Source organism: Acinetobacter sp. YH12106 (assembly GCF_013418995.1).
In the GTDB taxonomy this organism is placed as follows: domain Bacteria; phylum Pseudomonadota; class Gammaproteobacteria; order Pseudomonadales; family Moraxellaceae; genus Acinetobacter; species Acinetobacter pseudolwoffii.
In genome coordinates, this window is the sequence record NZ_VPAV01000003.1 from 135,642 (window position 1) to 153,464 (window position 17,823).

17 protein-coding genes and 1 tRNA gene are annotated in these 17,823 nt (G+C 43.3%); 8 read left to right on the top strand and 10 right to left on the bottom strand.

The window, feature by feature from the left end; genetic code table 11:
• The first annotated feature begins 109 nt into the window (after nt 1-109).
• Nucleotides 110-2,191, top strand: a complete 2,082-nt coding sequence (ppk1, locus tag FTU45_RS04575; protein WP_100355284.1) for a polyphosphate kinase 1 — start codon at nt 110-112, stop codon at nt 2,189-2,191.
• A 61-nt stretch (nt 2,192-2,252) separates the two neighbouring features.
• On the opposite strand, the gene FTU45_RS04580 is transcribed toward ppk1, so the two are convergent.
• The 5 genes from FTU45_RS04580 to rubA all read right to left on the bottom strand — a co-directional run bounded on the left by FTU45_RS04580 (nt 2,253) and on the right by rubA (nt 6,454).
• Complete coding sequence (locus FTU45_RS04580) at nt 2,253-2,840, bottom strand: response regulator transcription factor (protein WP_180076024.1); 588 nt, start codon at nt 2,838-2,840, stop codon at nt 2,253-2,255.
• A 254-nt stretch (nt 2,841-3,094) separates the two neighbouring features.
• Nucleotides 3,095-4,003: a LysR family transcriptional regulator OxyR gene (gene oxyR, locus FTU45_RS04585; RefSeq protein ID WP_005172010.1), complete on the bottom strand. Its 909-nt coding sequence runs from the start codon at nt 4,001-4,003 to the stop codon at nt 3,095-3,097.
• A gap of 13 nt (nt 4,004-4,016) precedes the next feature.
• Nucleotides 4,017-4,955: an esterase EstB gene (gene estB / locus FTU45_RS04590; protein WP_005172008.1), complete on the bottom strand. Its 939-nt coding sequence runs from the start codon at nt 4,953-4,955 to the stop codon at nt 4,017-4,019.
• Between the two features lie 57 nt (nt 4,956-5,012).
• Nucleotides 5,013-6,191 carry a rubredoxin reductase RubB gene (gene rubB / locus FTU45_RS04595; RefSeq protein WP_074383094.1) on the bottom strand — a complete coding sequence of 393 codons (1,179 nt, stop codon included), beginning with the start codon at nt 6,189-6,191 and terminating at the stop codon, nt 5,013-5,015.
• A gap of 98 nt (nt 6,192-6,289) precedes the next feature.
• Nucleotides 6,290-6,454, bottom strand: a complete 165-nt coding sequence (rubA, locus tag FTU45_RS04600) for a rubredoxin RubA (protein ID WP_005096258.1) — start codon at nt 6,452-6,454, stop codon at nt 6,290-6,292.
• A gap of 488 nt (nt 6,455-6,942) precedes the next feature.
• On the opposite strand from rubA, the gene FTU45_RS04605 reads away from it, so the two are divergent.
• Nucleotides 6,943-7,485, top strand: coding sequence for an adenine phosphoribosyltransferase (locus FTU45_RS04605; protein WP_005096259.1), 543 nt, complete (start codon nt 6,943-6,945; stop codon nt 7,483-7,485).
• A gap of 40 nt (nt 7,486-7,525) precedes the next feature.
• On the opposite strand, the gene FTU45_RS04610 is transcribed toward FTU45_RS04605, so the two are convergent.
• Nucleotides 7,526-8,020 (bottom strand): YqiA/YcfP family alpha/beta fold hydrolase, encoded by a 495-nt coding sequence (locus FTU45_RS04610; protein WP_180001518.1) that lies wholly within the window; start codon nt 8,018-8,020, stop codon nt 7,526-7,528.
• 382 nt (nt 8,021-8,402) lie between these two features.
• Here FTU45_RS04610 and lysS point away from each other — a divergent pair, with 382 nt between their 5' ends.
• Nucleotides 8,403-9,932: a lysine--tRNA ligase gene (gene lysS / locus FTU45_RS04615; RefSeq protein ID WP_005172002.1), complete on the top strand. Its 1,530-nt coding sequence runs from the start codon at nt 8,403-8,405 to the stop codon at nt 9,930-9,932.
• A gap of 352 nt (nt 9,933-10,284) precedes the next feature.
• On the opposite strand, the gene trpS is transcribed toward lysS, so the two are convergent.
• Nucleotides 10,285-11,298, bottom strand: a complete 1,014-nt coding sequence (gene trpS, locus FTU45_RS04620) for a tryptophan--tRNA ligase (RefSeq protein WP_005096266.1) — start codon at nt 11,296-11,298, stop codon at nt 10,285-10,287.
• A 189-nt stretch (nt 11,299-11,487) separates the two neighbouring features.
• On the opposite strand from trpS, the gene FTU45_RS04625 reads away from it, so the two are divergent.
• Nucleotides 11,488-12,414 carry a DUF808 domain-containing protein gene (locus FTU45_RS04625; protein ID WP_005171999.1) on the top strand — a complete coding sequence of 309 codons (927 nt, stop codon included), beginning with the start codon at nt 11,488-11,490 and terminating at the stop codon, nt 12,412-12,414.
• A 49-nt stretch (nt 12,415-12,463) separates the two neighbouring features.
• Entirely contained in the window at nt 12,464-13,369 is a 906-nt protein-coding gene (locus FTU45_RS04630; protein ID WP_100328816.1) for a neutral zinc metallopeptidase, read from the top strand.
• A 243-nt stretch (nt 13,370-13,612) separates the two neighbouring features.
• On the opposite strand, the gene FTU45_RS04635 is transcribed toward FTU45_RS04630, so the two are convergent.
• Complete coding sequence (locus FTU45_RS04635) at nt 13,613-14,167, bottom strand: hypothetical protein (RefSeq protein WP_005171992.1); 555 nt, start codon at nt 14,165-14,167, stop codon at nt 13,613-13,615.
• Nucleotides 14,168-14,396: 229 nt separating this feature from the next.
• Here FTU45_RS04635 and FTU45_RS04640 point away from each other — a divergent pair, with 229 nt between their 5' ends.
• Nucleotides 14,397-15,896 carry a sodium:proton antiporter gene (locus tag FTU45_RS04640; protein WP_005171990.1) on the top strand — a complete coding sequence of 500 codons (1,500 nt, stop codon included), beginning with the start codon at nt 14,397-14,399 and terminating at the stop codon, nt 15,894-15,896.
• Nucleotides 15,897-16,094: 198 nt separating this feature from the next.
• Nucleotides 16,095-16,391 carry an MGMT family protein gene (locus FTU45_RS04645; RefSeq protein ID WP_180076060.1) on the top strand — a complete coding sequence of 99 codons (297 nt, stop codon included), beginning with the start codon at nt 16,095-16,097 and terminating at the stop codon, nt 16,389-16,391.
• Nucleotides 16,392-16,444: 53 nt separating this feature from the next.
• Here FTU45_RS04645 and FTU45_RS04650 read toward each other — a convergent pair whose 3' ends face one another.
• A complete protein-coding gene (locus FTU45_RS04650; protein ID WP_005096273.1) occupies nt 16,445-16,885 on the bottom strand; it encodes a universal stress protein in 441 nt (146 codons plus the stop codon).
• A gap of 240 nt (nt 16,886-17,125) precedes the next feature.
• The gene (locus tag FTU45_RS04655) at nt 17,126-17,530 is read right to left on the bottom strand and encodes a hypothetical protein (protein WP_005171986.1); all 405 of its coding nucleotides are present in this window, start codon (nt 17,528-17,530) and stop codon (nt 17,126-17,128) included.
• A gap of 176 nt (nt 17,531-17,706) precedes the next feature.
• On the opposite strand from FTU45_RS04655, the gene FTU45_RS04660 reads away from it, so the two are divergent.
• A tRNA-Met gene (locus FTU45_RS04660) sits at nt 17,707-17,783 on the top strand.
• Nucleotides 17,784-17,823 lie beyond the last annotated feature (40 nt).

A 17,823-nucleotide genomic window follows, 5' to 3' on the forward strand; every position in this document is an offset into this window, starting at 1 on the left:
AATTATTTAAAGAAAAAGCCCAGTTTTTGGGCTTTTTTTTATGAAATTGTCATCAATTTGAAGCATACTTGAACTGATAAGCACAATTTTAAATCCGCATAGGTTTGATATGAATACGGCAGCCAGCACTACTTCAGCACAGCCCGAATATACATATAATGATCGTTATATAAATCGTGAACTGTCTATTTTAGACTTCCATTTACGCGTCCTGGAACAGGCTGTCGATCCTTTACATCCCTTGCTTGAACGCATGAATTTCCTGTTAATTTTCTCGCGTAATCTGGACGAATTTTTTGAGATTCGGGTCGCAGGAATGATGGAACAGTTAGATTTGGACAATGAAAGTCGCAGTCCGGATGGCCTGACCCCAAAGCAGGTGCTGGAACAGATTTCCAAAACTGCACATGCTGCGATTGAACGCCAGTACCGTATTTTAAATGAAGAAATTTTGCCAAAACTGCGTGAGGAAGATATCTGTTTCTTGCGCCGTGGTGAACTGACTCCGGCACAATCGGCCTGGGTGAAAAAATATTTTCAGGAACAGGTTGCGCCCGTCCTGACGCCAATTAGCCTAGACCCTGCACATCCGTTTCCACGTCTGGTGAATAAATCACTGAACTTTATTGTGACTCTCGAAGGTAAAGATGCCTTTGGCCGTCAGATTGATCTGGCTGTGGTGCCAGCGCCGCGTTCGTTACCACGCGTGGTACGTCTGCCAGATGAATTAACCGATGGCAAAGAGCATCATGTGATGCTGTCCGCGATTATTCATGAACATGTTTCGGATCTGTTCCCGGGCATGACAGCGACCGGTTGCTATCAGTTCCGTGTCACGCGTAATGCCGATCTGGCCCTGAATGAAGATGTTGAAGATTTGGCTAAGGCGCTTAAAGGCGAACTCAGTTCACGCCGTTTTGGCCGTGCTGTACGTCTGGAAGTGACAGAAAACTGTCCGCAGCATATTTATGAATATCTGCTGAATGAATTTGATCTGGAAGAAGAGCAGCTTTATAAAGTCGCAGGCCCAGTTAATCTGGCGCGCTTATTGTCTAATTTCAAGCGCCCGCATTTACGCTATGATTCACATACCCCGATCATTCCCAAAGTACTGAAAAAATCTGAAAATATTTTTAGTGCCATGCAAAAACAGGACATCTTGCTGCATCATCCGTTTGAGTCTTTTGCACCGGTCATTTCATTGTTGCGTGAAGCTGCACGTGATCCACAAGTGCTGGCGATCAAACAGACCCTGTACCGCAGTGGCCCGGATTCTGAAATCGTGCAGGTGCTGGCGGAAGCTGCCCGCAATGGCAAGGAAGTCACGGCCGTGATTGAATTGCGTGCACGTTTCGATGAAGAATCCAATATCGAAGTGGCCAATGTCCTGCAAGAAGCCGGTGCGGTAGTGGTCTATGGCATCGTTGGCTATAAAACCCATGCCAAAATGATTCTGGTGGTACGCCGGGAAAATAATAAACTGGTGCGCTATGTGCATCTGGGAACCGGCAACTATCATGCCGGCAATGCGCGAATCTATACCGATTATGGTTTGCTCACCACGGATAAAGACCTGTGTGAAGATGTGCACCGTATCTTTCAGGAGCTGACCGGTATGGGAAAAATGGCCAAGCTGAAAAAGCTGTTACATGCGCCATTTACCTTACATACCCAACTCATTAATTATATTGATAATGAAATCGTGAATGCCAAGGCAGGCAAGCCGGCGCAGATTATTGTCAAAGTTAATGCGCTGACCGAGATGCAGTTGATCAATAAACTCTATGAAGCTTCTCAGGCGGGGGTACAAATTGACCTGATTATCCGCTCGATTTGTAGTTTGCGTCCGGGATTGCCAGGTTTGTCTGAAAATATTCGGGTACGTTCGATTGTCGGGCGTTTCTTGGAACATACCCGCGTGTATTATTTCAGCAATAACGGTAATGCACGGGTTTACTGTTCAAGCGCAGACTGGATGGATCGTAACCTGTTTAACCGGGTCGAAGCCTGCTTCCCAGTAGAAGATGAAGCGTTGAAAAAACGCATCTATCAACAGGGGCTACTTAACTATCTGAAAGATAATCAGCAATCCTGGTTATTACAAGGGGATGGAACCTGGCTGCGGGCACAGCTGCAAGAAGGTGAAAAGCCACATAATGCTCAACGCATTTTATTGGACTTGTTTAAATAAATGCTCTCAAGAGGCTGAAAATTCAGCCTCTTTTCTATCCAGAAAATAGCATTCAAGGGTTTTAATCAGAGGATATCAGCATTTTGCGATAGATCTGTTTGACCTGGGCATACATTTGATAATCAGTCAGCTGGAGCTGGTGCTGTATGTCTACTGGGGGTTTTTGCTGGCTGAGTAAGCGTAAGAGCTGCAATTCGGTTACCTTGAGACAGGGTTTCCCAGTGAGCTGGTACAGGATATGTTCTGCCAGTTCAGCATGGATATAGGCACCGCCGCGCAAGACAATTTTCAGGCTTTCAGCAAACTGGATGAATGAAGCCTGAGGTTGGATATAGCTATTTGCACCAGATAAGATTGCTGAATAAATGAGTGCTGTGGATTCACTCTTGAGTACGGCAACTACAGGTGTACTTGGGGTATGCCGTTTCATCTGGCCGATGAAATGAATCTGTGAGGCTTCTGTCAGGTGATAAAGAATCAAGTTAGGCAGATGTTCGGCAATCATCTCTTGTGCAGATTGGAAATTGTCTGCATACAGCAGCATATCTGGTTGATAGCCCAGTTGTTGCAGCACAGTCTGAGTTTTGGACAGGTCCAGGTCAGTAGATGAAGCGATGACTAAAACCGGTGCAGGCAAGAGGGCAGCCAATAAGCTCAATCCTGTTGATTCTGAGAGAAGGCTATACTGTGGATGAAGCAAAATAAAATGAATATCCCAAAAAATAGGGATTTAACGATAATCACCTCATCTTCGTCTTAAATAGCATTTATTGCAGATTAAAACCGATGACAGCAACAGTCAGTTTGAGACTTTAGCAGGTCTATGATGGTTGGCTATATCCACTTTGAGATATAAAAAAAGGAGCAACGGGTGTGCTCCTTTTAATCATCTAAAATTTTAGCTCAAGCAGCATTGTGCTGAGTGATTTTTTGGAAAATCTGTAATAACACATCAAACTCGCTTTGTAGCGGCGTACTTTTACGCGTCACCAATGCCAGGGTGCGGCTTGGTGCAGAGTTGATTGGCTTGACCAGAATCTCAGGATTGGCTTTGATCATATTGGTATAAATCGCAATTTCTGGCAATAAAGTAAAACCAAGATTTGCAGAGACCATTTCGATTAAAGTCGGCAAAGAGCTAGCTTTTAAACGATGATCATTTTTACGCTCGCCAATCGGGCAGGCACTCAGGGCATGATCACGTAAGCAATGACCTTCCTCAAGTAACATCAGGCGAGACAGATCCAGATCTTCCAGAGAATTCGCTTGTGCAGCGTGTTGATCTGATTTTTGATAAACCAGATACAGATTCTCTTTGGCAATCTCGGCCACTTTCAGGCCACGTGTATCGAAAGGCAGCGCCAAGGCCACCATATCCAGGTTGCCATGTTCCAGTTTTTCTACAATTTTCTCGCTTTGTGCTTCATGCAGATGCAACTGGATTTTTGGTAATTGTTTATGCACTTCTTCTAGCAGCTGTGACAGCAGGAAGGGAGCAATCGTAGGAATCACGCCAAGATGTAAATCACCGGTTAAGGGTTCACTCATCTCACGACTTAAGCGCATCAAGTCCTGAGCATCAGCCAGTAGAACACGTGCGCGTGCAACCACTTGTTCACCAAGAGGCGTTAAACGAACATTCTGGCGGTCGCGTTCAACAAGTACGCCACCGAGTAAACGCTCCAGCTCCATAATGCCGCCAGACAAAGTTGACTGGGTGACAAATGAGCGGCGAGCAGCTTCTGTAAAATGTAGCGTCTCTGACAGTGTTACGAGGTATGACAGCTGTCTTAAGGAGGGTAGTGCAGCCATAGTGTCCTAATGTTTATGATTTAAAATGATCAGCAAATAATTCGCTAAGATATGGAATAAAATGCGGTGGGATATCATGCCCCATTCCATCAATTAATTCAAATTTAGCCCCTGGAATCGCTTTTGCAACGGCCTTGCCATGACTAGGAGGCAGCAATCGATCACGAGCACCATGAACCACCAGGGTCTCTTGCTTGATTTGCTTGTTCAGTTGCAGCAATGAACCTGTACATAATATTGCTAAAAACTGTTGAAGTACACCGGCAGGATAGTAACTTCGTTTATATAATTTACGTGCGGTCTGCACCGCTTCCAGATGATTGACATAACCTGGCGAACCGATGATGTTAAACAGTTTTAGACTATGATCTACAATACCATCTTCATCTGTTGAAGCCGGTTTGTCAATCAAACTAAAGAGTTGCTTGGGAAAGGGCGGTGGCAACAGCGGCTGATTGTTGCTGGTAAACAGTAAACCCAGTTTTTTGACTTTGTCCGGATAGCGTGCCGCCAGAATCTGGGCAATCATGCCACCCATGGATGCACCCAATACATCAACCTGATCCAGCCCCATTTTTTCAATCAGCAGACTGACATCTTCAGCCATATCATACAGGTCATAAGGTGCACCCTGATTGCCCAGACCGAGCACAAAACGGCTCATCATTTTCAGGGTGTTCAGGCGTGGACCCTTGTTATGGATTTTTGAAGACAGGCCAATATCGCGATTATCAAAACGTACCAGATGGAAACCTTGATCAATCAATGATTTGCAAAAAAAGTCAGGCCAGTACAGCACCTGCGCACCCAGTCCCATAATCAGGAGCAGCGTAGGATTTTCCGGATTTCCGCCCACCTCGACATGTAATTCCACACCATTACCCAGATCAACTCTGGTTTCACGCATGAAAGAACTATATGGAGAAAGATTAAACTGTAATGCGCTGTGCATAATTGCTGTCCTAATTAAAGGATATTTTGTTTAAAAAATATCCTGAGTATTAAACATCTAAACCACAGCAGGAATCAAGTCAGGAACCTGCTTGGTCAAAGACAGACGTTGTTTGCCCGCAGTTGCACCCAAGAGTACAAAGCCACGTAAAGTGCCGCTACCGTCGATGGCTTTGGCCAGCATGCCATCTTCCAGCTCTTCAGTTTCCCAGGTGACCTCAACATCGACTGGTGCAGGCAGGACAGTTAAAGGTGCAGCAGGCGTTTTCACTGCCACTGGCATAGCCGGATAATGTACAGCCGTATGTTCGCCATTCAGGGTTTTTGCCAGCGCGCGCGCCTGTTGCATGATGGGCATGACATAAGGCAATAAGGTACCATTCACTTCAGCACAGTCACCTACGGCATAAATATCGGCATGATTGGTTTCCAGTTGCGCCGTGGTTAAAATTCCACGACTGGTATGAACATCTGCCTGTTTGGCCAAAGAAATATTCGGCTGTAGACCTACCGCAGACAAAACCACATCAGCAACGAGAGACTGACCATTGGCCAGCATGACCAAATAGTCACCATTTTCAGCACGAGAGACCTTCTCGACTGTGGTGCCCAAGACGAAATGAATGCCGGTTTCTTCAAGGTTTTTCTGGAAGGCCGTTGCAACATGTTCAGGTAATAAACGGCCCAGCGGTTGAGGTGCTAGATCGATCACTGTGACCTGATGCTCGGTATTTTGCAGGTCATTGGCAAATTCGCAACCAATCAGGCCTGCGCCTAAAATCACCACGCGTTTATCTTCACGTGCCGCCAGATTGCTGCGGAACGTCTTATAGTCACTTAAATTATTCACCACATGAATGTCATCACTGGCATCACCGGAAATGGCTAAACGTACCGGGTTGGCACCGACCGCCAAGACCAGTTTGGAATAATTCTGTGTGCTTTCCTGACCATCTTTCTCAAGTACCAGCTGATGATCTTCCGGATGAATGGCTTTGACCCAAGTCTGCTGTTCAATCCGCATATTCAGTTGTGCCGACATTTTTGCAGCATCGCCCAATGCAATCTGTTCAGGCGCTTTTTTGCCAACCAAAGCATTGGAAAGGGTAGGTTTGGCATAATTTATCGCATCATCCGCGCAAATCATCAGCAGTTCATGCTCTGGATTAAGTTTGCGAAATTCACGTGCTACAGCATAACCTGCCATACCTGAACCAATAATAACGATAGGATGCATAGTCGTTTCCATGCTGTAGGGCTCTCCATGCTGTTTTATATGAGGATAAAAAGGACATAAAAAAAGACCATATCGACATGGTCTTTAACTGGGCGTGCTCAGACTTCGATCATTTCGAAATCGACTTTAGACACGCCACAATCTGGACAGGTCCAGTCATCCGGGATATCTTCCCATTTGGTTCCCGCCACGATGCCGTCTTGAGGCCAACCTTCCGCCTCGTCATAAATCCATCCACAAACGATGCATTGATACTTTTTCATGTAACTCTCCAAAACTGAGCAAGTGTAACCGTCAGCTTAAAATCCATAAAATGGCAAGACTCTAAAAGAATATGACTTTTTAACAGTGAACATATTTGGCTAAATTTTTACGCAGTTCTATTCAGAAAGTAAAGTGAATAAAAGCTTAATCAGCGAAATTAGCAGCAGAATGACTTTGGGATTCAGTATTTCTCTGAAAATGAGTCAAATCGGCTTTGCTGGCAAATGCTGTGGAGTGATGAAGCGGCTGCTGTGGCAAAATTTAGCTTAAATGAGGCGTTATAGACCAAAGTCGTGCAGTAAAAACTGAGGTTTTTATATAATTTAGAATCAGTAAAGTCTGGATTAAATATTTTTATAATAAATGAATTTAATAAAATCAATAACTTGTGCTTAAATATTGAGTTTTTATTATACAGCTCGGCTTGTTCATTGGCTGGAAATAGGTTTAAAATTCGCATATTCCTTTTCTTTTTTTAAGATCTCCCATGAGCAATTTATCTACTTCTTTGTGGTCTCACATTCGTACGGTCCAAGATTTTCCAAAACCAGGAATTTGCTTTTATGATTTGACCCCACTTTTCATGAGCAATATTGGTCCATTGACTGATGCCCTGATTGCCAGCATTCCTGCTGACAAACTGGCAGAAGTAGAAAGCTTTATCGCAGTGGAAGCACGTGGTTTTGTGTTGGCGAGCCTGTTGGCACAACGTACTGGAAAAGGTTTGTTATTGGTGCGTAAAGCAGGAAAATTGCCGCCTCCAGTCGTGGGTGTCGGTTATAGCCTGGAATATGGTCTGGATCGTTTAGAAATGTCTGCGGAAGTTCAGTCTCAGAAAGTCATCATTGTTGATGATGTTCTGGCAACAGGCGGAACTTTAAAAGCGGTAAATGAATTGGCACTCAAATGTCAGCATGAAGTACTAGGTGCAAGTATCTTTCTTGATCTTCCTGATTTGCATGCTGAATTAGGTCTGGATATCTGGTCAGTACTGGATGATAAATCTCAGCCTGAAGCTGCGGTAGCCTAAGCTTAAAGCATATAAAGAAGCCCCGGATATTGGGGCTTTTTTATTGTCGGATAAAATGATATTCGATTTCCTGAATCAGCTCGTTCACCTGTTCTGGGTGTTCCAGACGATGATGTCCGCCATCAACTGCCTGAATCTGCATATAATCTTCCAGCTGTGCCTGAACCGCATGCATATCCAGAATTTCATCGCCCAGTTCTAGATAGGCAAACTGCGGAATATCATGCTGTAAATCGCCATGACAAATTGCCGGATAATCATCTCTGAAATTGGGTTGCAAAATGGGATTCGCCACCACACAGGGAAGGTGATAAGCCTGCGACATTTTCAGTGCCCAATAGCCGCCAAGATTATGACCCACCAGAATATCCGGTTTGATGGTTTCAATCATCTCATGATAAAAACTGGCGACCGAATTATAGCTCAGATTACGATAATCGACATCAATACAATATTTATGCACGACATCAATTGCATGAAACTTGGTGGATTCTCTGGAGGAATCTAAGCCATGTAAAAACAAAATCTTAGACATAATCTTACTCATTTTTATGGGGCATGCCATATTGGTATTTATTGATTGGCACATCATCTTCAATCTGAGCATCATTGTAGAACGTGTGGACATTCAAGGCAGTTAGCTATTGGTCTAAGCCAGCATTTTTTTGTGCAGTGATTGGCTCTACCTCGTCACACACTAGGACTTTCATCTAAGTAATCGCATAATCGGTCCCAAATCGAGCTGAATTGTATTGGTAGAGTGGATTAGATTGACGGGATAAGGTTGGGAAAATGCCAAGATAGTGGATTTTTCCAAAGAAAAGCCGCTTCCTGAGAGTGTTTAAGCTACGATTTGGGTAGGATTTCTGCTATTCTATGCAACTTCTATTTTTTAACTAATCTTATTCGAGGCAGAGATGACGCAAACTAACGCTCAATCGACTTCTGAACAAATCATTTCCGAAAACGATTTAATTGCACAGCGTCATGCCAAGTTAAAGCAAATCGAAGCTCAGGCACAAGAAACTGGTAAAAGCCCATGGCCAAATACCTTTAAGCGTGAGCATTATGCCCAAGATTTACAAGACCAGTTCGCTGATAAATCTAAAGAAGAAATTGAAGCAGGCGAAAAGGTCTACGTCAAAGTTGCCGGTCGTGTGATGTTAAACCGTGGTTCATTTATTGTGATCCAGGACATGACAGGTCGTATCCAGCTTTATGTCGCCCGTAAAGAACTCGCTGCAGATGTACTTGCGACCATCAAAGGTTTAGACCTTGGCGACATTATTGCAATCGAAGGTTATATCGGTCGTTCAGGCAAAGGCGATCTGTATGTACACATCGAACATTTTGAATTATTAACCAAATCATTGCGTCCGCTGCCAGACAAGTTCCACGGTCTGAATGATACTGAAGTAAAGTATCGTAAACGTTATCTTGATCTGATCGTGAACGAAGAAACCCGTAAAACGTTTGAAATTCGTGCCAAAGTGGTTGCAGGTATTCGTGCCTTCCTGACTGAAAAACGCTATATGGAAGTTGAAACGCCAATGATGCATGTGATCCCAGGCGGTGCTTCTGCGCGTCCGTTTGAAACGCATCATAATGCACTGGACATGCCATTGTTCTTGCGTATTGCGCCAGAGCTTTATTTAAAACGTTTGGTAGTGGGTGGTTTTGAACGTGTGTTCGAAATTAACCGTAACTTCCGTAACGAAGGGGTATCTACGCGTCACAACCCAGAATTCACCATGATTGAATTCTATCAAGCCTATGCAGATTATAAAGATCTGATGGAATTGACCGAGCAGATGCTGGAAAAACTGGCGCTGGATATCTTGGGTTCGACCGATGTACCTTATGGTGATGAAGTGTATAGCTTCAAAGGGCCATTCAAGAAAATTTCAATGTTTGATGCAATTCTGGAAAATAACCCGCAATTTACTCCGGAAAATGTCAATGACCGTGAGTTCCTGGCAAAATTCCTTCAAGAAGAATTGAAAGAGCAAGTGAAGCCAGGTTTTGGTCTGGGTAAACTGCAAACGATTGTGTTTGAAGAAACAGTTGAAACCAAACTGCGTCAACCAACATTCATTACGGAATATCCAGCGGAAACTTCTCCATTGGCACGTCGTAATGATGATAATCCGCACATCACCGACCGTTTTGAATTCTTTATTGGTGGTCGTGAACTGGCAAATGGCTTCTCGGAATTAAATGATCCAATCGACCAGGCGGAACGTTTCCAGGCACAGGTTGCGGAAAAAGATGCGGGTGATGATGAAGCGATGCATTATGATGCAGACTTTGTAGAAGCACTGGAATATGGCCTACCGCCAACAGCCGGTGAAGGTATTGGTATTGACCGTCTGGTGATGATCTTTGCTAATGCAGCAAGTATCCGTGATGTGATCTTGTTCCCGCATATGCGTCATAAAAATGCATAAGTGCTGAATTTTAGAAAACCCGCTTAGGCGGGTTTTTTTATGCTTTAAATCGCTATACTAAAAAATTAAAGACAAAAAAAACGCAATGATTGGGGTGATCATTGCGTAGAAAAAGGAATGTTTTTTCAAACTACATCAAGCTTAACTGTGGAGAGAGTTAAATTTGATTCCTTACTGTATGTAGCTATAATACGACCCGGTAAGGCTTGACTCAGCAGTATTCATGTTAATAGATGTTAATTAAGGTTAAAACTATGGAGATTCTATGGGCGAGTTTGCTGCTTTATCGTGCATAAACACCTCGCAATAAAAAAGCCCTTCATATGAAGAGCTTTAGGTGGTCATTTTATGTTTAGAAACGGAATACACCTAAACCGGTTTTCACTTCATCTAAAGTCGCCTGGGTAATATCACGACATTTATCTGTTCCGGTCTTTAAAATATCCATAATATAGTCAGGGTCTTTAGCCAGTTCAATACGGCGCTCACGGATTGGACCAATCAATTCTTTGAGAATGCCTTCCAGACGTTTTTTCACTGTACCATCGCCTAAACCACCACGACGGTAGTATGCCTTAAGCTCTTCCAGTTCTTCTTTGTTTGGATCAAAAGCGTCCAGATAAGTGAATACTACATTGCCTTCAACCTGACCTGGGTCTTCCACACGAAGATGATTCGGATCGGTATACATGGCATTGACGGCTTTTTTAATATCTTTATCTGTCGCATCCAGCACAATGGTATTGCCCAAAGATTTTGACATTTTCGCTTTGCCATCAAAACCAGGGAGGCGGCCGACATTAGACAGTAGCGCTTTACATTCTGGTAACAGGTCATGACCAATTTGACGGTTCAGACGACGCACGATTTCATTGGTCTGTTCGATCATTGGAATCTGATCTTCACCCACAGGAACAACAGTGGCCTTGAATGCTGTAATGTCGGCAGCCTGAGCCACCGGGTAACACAAGAAACCTGCTGGAATATCGCGCTCAAAACCACGCATCTGGATTTCAGATTTAATGGTCGGATTACGCTCAAGACGTGAAACAGTCACGAAATTGAGGTAAAGCATCGTCAGTTCGTTTAAGGCAGGTAAACATGACTGAACACAAATTGTAGTTTTAGTTGGATCAATACCGACAGCCAGATAATCCGTTGCCACTTCAATAATGTTACGACGTACTTTTTCAAAATTATCGGCATTATCGGTGAGTGCTTGAGCATCAGCAAGTAACAAGTGTTGATGGTGAGAATCTTGCAGGCCTACACGAGAGCGTAATGAACCGACAAAGTGGCCGAGGTGAAGTTGTCCGGTAGGACGGTCGCCCGTCAAGATCACTGGACGATTATCTTGATTACTCATTATTTATTCCAAAGGGTAGTCAGTACTACAGCTGTATTTTAACGAATGGCAATATTGTACGGTATTCTGTTTTTGATTGTCAGCCAGAAAAAAAGCTGTATTAAAAAAATCTTATTAATTAAACAAGTGAATACAATATTTTTAAGAATTTTGATTAAAATAAACTGAAATATGATAAGGATAATAAGTATGGCGAGCAGTTTATTACTATTATTAGATGATATTGCGACGGTCTTGGATGATGTGGCTGTGATGAGCAAAATGGCAGCCAAAAAAACAGCAGGAGTCCTCGGTGATGATCTGGCTTTAAATGCACAGCAAGTGTCAGGCGTACGGGCAGATCGTGAATTACCAGTAGTCTGGAAAGTGGCCAAAGGTTCTTTTGTCAATAAGCTGATTTTAGTGCCGCTGGCCTTGTTAATCAGCTTTATTGCCGGCTGGCTGATTAACCCCTTATTGGTGCTGGGTGGTTTGTTTCTGTGTTATGAAGGCGTGGAAAAAATCGTACACACCTTGTATACACCGAAGGCCAAGGATGCTGAACAGGCCCGTGAGCAACTGATCCAGACTGAAACAGATTTGCACCAGTTTGAAAATGAAAAAGTCAAAGGCGCGATTCGCACCGACTTTATCCTTTCGGCTGAAATTATCGTGATTACCTTGGGGACGGTGGCAGCAGCCTCTATGCTGACCAAAGTTACCGTTTTAAGCCTGATCGCGATCGTGATGACCATCGGGGTCTATGGTTTTGTTGCCCTGATTGTCAAACTGGATGATATCGGTCTGCATCTGACCGAGCAGCAGTCCGATTTTAAACAACAAATAGGACGCGGCTTGTTGGCATTTGCCCCGATTCTGATGAAAATTTTATCAGTTGTTGGAACTGCTGCGATGTTCCTGGTCGGTGGGGGAATTATTAATCATGCTATTCCTGTTATTCACCACTTTACTGAAGATAGTGTTAGCTATGTACAGGATATTCCCAGTATCGGAAATATTGTAGGTGCTGTAACACCGACCTTGATTAATTTCGCCGTGGGAATTTTAGCGGGTCTGCTGGTGATGCTGGTCATCAGCCTGATTAAAAAAATCTGGCCCAAATCATCAAAAGCTTAAGATGCAAAAATATCTGCAAATTGAGCAGATGAAGAAAAGGAAAAAAACTATGCGTTGGAAAGGTCGTCGTGTCAGTAGTAATGTAGAAGACCGTCGCGGTGGTGGTGCCAAAGCTGGTGGTATCAGTATTGTCGGGTTGATTGTGGCTTTTGTGGCCTGGAAATTCTTCGGCGTCGATCCACAGCAAGCTTATCAAACCACCAAACAGGTCACCCAAGGCGTATCGGGTGCGGCGGAAACACGGGGTCTGGAAAATCCTACGCCGGAACAGCAGGAGTCGATTGATTTTGTCGGCACCGTACTAGCAGATACTGAAGATACCTGGACTCAGGTGTTTCAGCAGCAGTTAAATCAGCAGTATGTTCCCCCAAAACTGGTTTTGTTCAATGGCATTGTGAATTCGGGTTGTGGTACGGCTCAGGCGGCGATGGGGCCTTTCTACTGTCCGGCAGACCAGAAAGTTTATATCGATACCGCATTCTTTAAAGATATGCGTACTCAGATGGGGATTGGTGGAGAACAGAATGCCACCGAACTCTCCCGTAATGATCAGGCCGGAGATTTTGCGCAGGCTTATGTGGTGGCCCATGAAGTAGGTCATCATATCCAGACCATTTTGGGGATTTCCTCTCAAGTACAGCAGGCACGTCAGCAGGCAAGCGAAGTACAGAGTAACCAGCTTTCAGTGCGCCAAGAATTGCAGGCAGACTGTCTGGCCGGAGTCTGGGCCTACCATAATCATCAGCGCACCCAGTTTCTGGAACAGGGAGATGTGCAGGAAGCTATGGATGCCGCACATAAAATTGGTGATGACTATTTACAGAAACGTGCTCGCGGGCAGGTGGTACCGGACAGCTTTACCCATGGCAGCAGTGCGCAGCGCGTACAGTGGTTTAATACCGGCTTGAAATCGGGTCAGGTTTCGAATTGCGATACCTTTAACCAAAATATTTAGCTTGTTTCCAGATAAAAAAGGAGCAGGTACCACTGCTTCTCATCATTTTAACTTTGGTTATAGTTTGAATCTATGACGTCATGAAATCCTGCTTTTGACAGGTCAAAAGCAGGCAAAAGTCTTTTGTTCGCCATACACAACATGCTTGTCGTGATGGCTAAGGTGTGACCTCCTTGTCACACTCGCATCTCCAAAATCTACTTAATTCAATTGTGGGGCAGCTGTGGAGCAGGCAATCCTTTTTTATTTATGCAGAAAACGCCGGAAATTTCTTAATATCTTGATACTGACAAATAAGGCGGCCAAAGCAAACAAGGCAATGGCAAAGACCGTATATTTGAGATTGTTGATGTCATTTTGATAGAACTGCTGCATATCATGGTTGGTATATTCGAGAGCCGTGACTTTGCCAGTCCGGCTATCTCTAAATTGAATTTTTTCAATATAAAACAGATTTCCCGCTTTAATTAGGTGGACGCTCTGGATTTGACGGGTATGTGATTGATTGTCCTCATCACTACATAAAGCACTGTAATGCTCACAATTGATTTTGGCCACATAACCATTTCCTGCAATCAGAATAAAAATGGCATTGTCCGGTCGCTGGTTATTAGATACCAAAACATACTGTTCGCCAGTTGTACTTTTCAAGGGAATACGGGTTGCCTGCTGATAATGCTGTTCTGCCTGCAGAATCTCCTGAATTTTAGCGAAGCAGGTAAAACATAAGGATAAGGTGATCAGAAAAATCACGCTCGCAAAACAAAGACGAAAAATGGTTTTGACAGTTTGGTGCATGGGAGAAAAATTCAAAATAGAAAGATGGGAAAGCAAAAGCCGAGTGCTGATCTGTATGTTAAATCATCATTCGGAAATACTGAAAAGAAACTTAACTCAATTCGATAAAAAGAGGATTAAACTTGTTTTGCTAGAATGCCTTTTTATTAATGCTCTGCTATTCAAATCTCTATTTTGACCATGCCGCTCGGCGCATATTGCTCCATCTCGCCCGACTTTAGGAAACCGAATGGGAAATTTCTTTTTTCTTCAGCTACTCACGGTGGTCTTTGCACTTTCCATTGCCACCACTATGTTTAATAAGCGTGTTTTAGGTTTTCCGCAAGCGATCGGTGTTCCGATTGTTTCGGCCATCTTTGTTTTTATTTTGCAATGGGGCGCCAGTTTATTACAAGGTAATCCATTCTTTAGTATTAATATTGACAATATCGAGCAGGCTGTTCGTAATATCGATTTTTATGATTTTCTGATCAATGGGGTGATCTGCTTTATTCTGACCTCATCTGCACTGAAGTTTAAGGTTTCAGATTTACGTAATCATTGGCGACCGATTGGTATTTTGGCAAGTTTAGCGCTGGTCTTTTGTGCGGTGTTCTTTGGTGCCGTTTTATATGGCTATCAGTTCCTGATTGGTAATCATGTGGATTTACTGGTGTTGTTATTACTTGGTGCGGCTTTGGGGGCGACTGATCCGATCGGCATTAAAGGCGTATTGAGTTCAGTTCGCGCACCGCATCATCTGATTGTCAAGCTGGAAGGCGAATCGTTATTTAATGATGCCATGTGTATCGCCTTATTTATGACCCTGCTCAATGTTCTGCAAGGCGAAAACTTTACGGTGCTGGCTGTCATGCAAACTTTATTGTATGAGATTGTGGTGGCCGTACTGATTGGTCTGGGATTTGGCTTTGCAATATTAAGAATCTTGCGTGGCAAGCATGAAATGGAGTCACTGATTCTGACCACTGCTTTATTGGCATGTGGCTCTTATCTTATTGCTTTATTGGCCCATGCTTCAGCACCGATTGCCTGTGTCATTGGTGGCTTAATTGTCGGTAATAAATGGAAAGAAATTCTGGCCGATGCCGATATTGGTGACGTGAACCATTTCTGGCATACGGTTGAAGGGATTATTAACTCCTTCCTGTTTACTCTGATTGGTTTGGAGTTGTTTATTCTTGACCTGAGTACCAGTCTGGTCTTGGGCGGGATTGTGGCATTTATTATTTTACATTTAGCCCGCTTTGCTGCCAATCACTTGGCATTTGCCATGTTCCCCAAAATACGCCGAAAAAGCTATAACGGCAGTTTAACGATTTTGTCCTGGGGCGGTGTGCGTGGCGGGATTTCCCTGGCGCTTATTCTGGCGGTGGCCAATATTCCTCAGCTAGAGGCTTATAGCAGTATCTTGGTGGGCTATACCTTTATTGTGGTGCTCTTGTCGGGTCTGGTGTGTGGTCTGGGCTTACCTGCAGTGATGAATGCTTTTTACTATAATCCCGAGGAAGACACACAGGGCTTTAAAGGCTGGTACCAGCGTATGTGCCACAAGCTGAACCGTAAGGGTTTTCAATATATTGTCGGAGAAGATGTCAAAGGAAATGAAACCATCACTATTTTTCAGCCAGAGATTCTGATTGATCAGAAAGATATCGATGGTGTTGCTACCGTACATCATCCAGACAAAGTTCAAGAGGTAAAACGGCTGGAAAATCCAGATAATTTCTAAAGATAAAATCCAGAAGATAAAGCGCTACTGGATTATGTTTAATAGTGAAATGAGATCGCTTGAATCAGCATTTAATCAGGCGTGATTATTTTCCTATAGCTGTTAATAGGGGGATCAGGGCGTGATCTTTTATTTAAAGGTACTATTGAACAGATGAAATGCAGCAAGACAAGTTCAGCCAGTCAGGAAATGGCAGAGATGATTTTGACTGTGGTCAGTCAGATCCCTTATGCAAAAGTTGCAACCTATGGGCAGATTGCCAGACTGGTCGGTTTACCTCAACATGCACGTTTAGTGGGTCGGGTTTTAAGTCATCTGGAAGAAAATACCGACATTCCCTGGTATCGGGTGATCAATGCACAAGCTAAAATCAGTCTGAACAAGCTTGATTCATCTGGCCAGAATATTCAGCAACAAAAGCTGATACAGGAAGGGATTGTACTTGACGGTGATCGTGTGGATTTAAAACGCTATCAGTGGGATGGTTGGGTCTAGATATAAAAAATCCCCGCTTTTAGAAAGTGGGGATTTTAAGTTTGATGCACGGATTACTTGCGAATAACCATCACTGGAATATCGGCCTGACCTAGAATGCTTTGAGCTACGCTGCCCAGGAACAGTTTCTTGAAGCCAGTACGGCCATGTGAACCAATTATGATCAGGTCAGAATTTAAATCTTTCGCTGCTTTGACAATCTCGCTATAAATCACCTGGCCTTCAAGTAGCTGGGTATCTACTTCAACACCTGCACCAGAGAATTTTGCTTTGGCTTCATCCAGAGTTTTTAAGATCGAGGTGCGAGCACGTTCAATCAGGTCGTTGGTTTGCGCTGCAGAGATATATTCCGCAGCAATATAAGGGTCGAGTGTCAGTACCTGTACCACTGTCACTTTACTGTTAAATGCTTTGGCAACTTCGACTGCTTTATCAACGGCAGCATAAGATGTTTCCGAACCGTCAATAGGAACTAAAATATGTTCAAAAGGCATTAGAATTCTCCTGTTGGGAATTAAGTGTTATAAAAATGATGACGCGTTAAACCGAGTACGAATAGTTGTTTATACTTTGATCATAGCCTGTATTGTATAAAAATAAAACCAAGTAAATACATAGGTATAATGTCTAATAGATTAAACAGTTAAACGCAGATTTCTGAGTTTTAAGCTTCATGGTTTATTGATTTTAAGTAATTGAATTATATGGATTTATAGAAATATTCAAGCTGATTGTCAATCACATTGAATGGATGCCGGGTCCAATTTGATTTGTGGTGCCAGTTGTTCATATTGATTTAAAATCGCCTGCGTCTCAGGTGCGAAAATTTGTTGTTGCAGTTGCTGGATTTTATGTTCGTTCACATGCAAACGTGCACAATAGAATGCAATCTGATTTTCTTTGGCAATGGCCAGTCGTTGAGTCTGATCATATTCCGGATAACGCTTGATTTGCTGTTGAGCCCGACTTAATTGCGCCAAGGTGCGTTTCTGTTGCATGCTCATGAATTGTTGATGATTAATCCACTGTGCCACATCGCGACGTACTCCATTGTAGTTGACAAAAATAGGAGAAATCACTTGGCAGGCGGTGATTGCTAAAGTGCTGAGCAAAAGAATCAGTATGTTAATTTTGTACATCGGTGAAAGCTCCAAGCATTAAAGTTCTTCATAAGAATATGTGAAATACCAAATAAAAAATCTAATATTGTTTAAAGTTTAAGAGTTTATTCTTCATTTGCATAAAGACTGAACATTTGTGTTTTAAAATGCTTGACGATAGCACCTGAAATTACGATAATGCGCACACAGTTTACGGCTATGTAGCTCAGTTGGTTAGAGCACCGCACTCATAATGCGGGGGTCACAAGTTCAAGTCTCGTCATAGCCACCATTTTAAAAGACCAAGCTCTCAGCTTGGTCTCTTTTTTTGT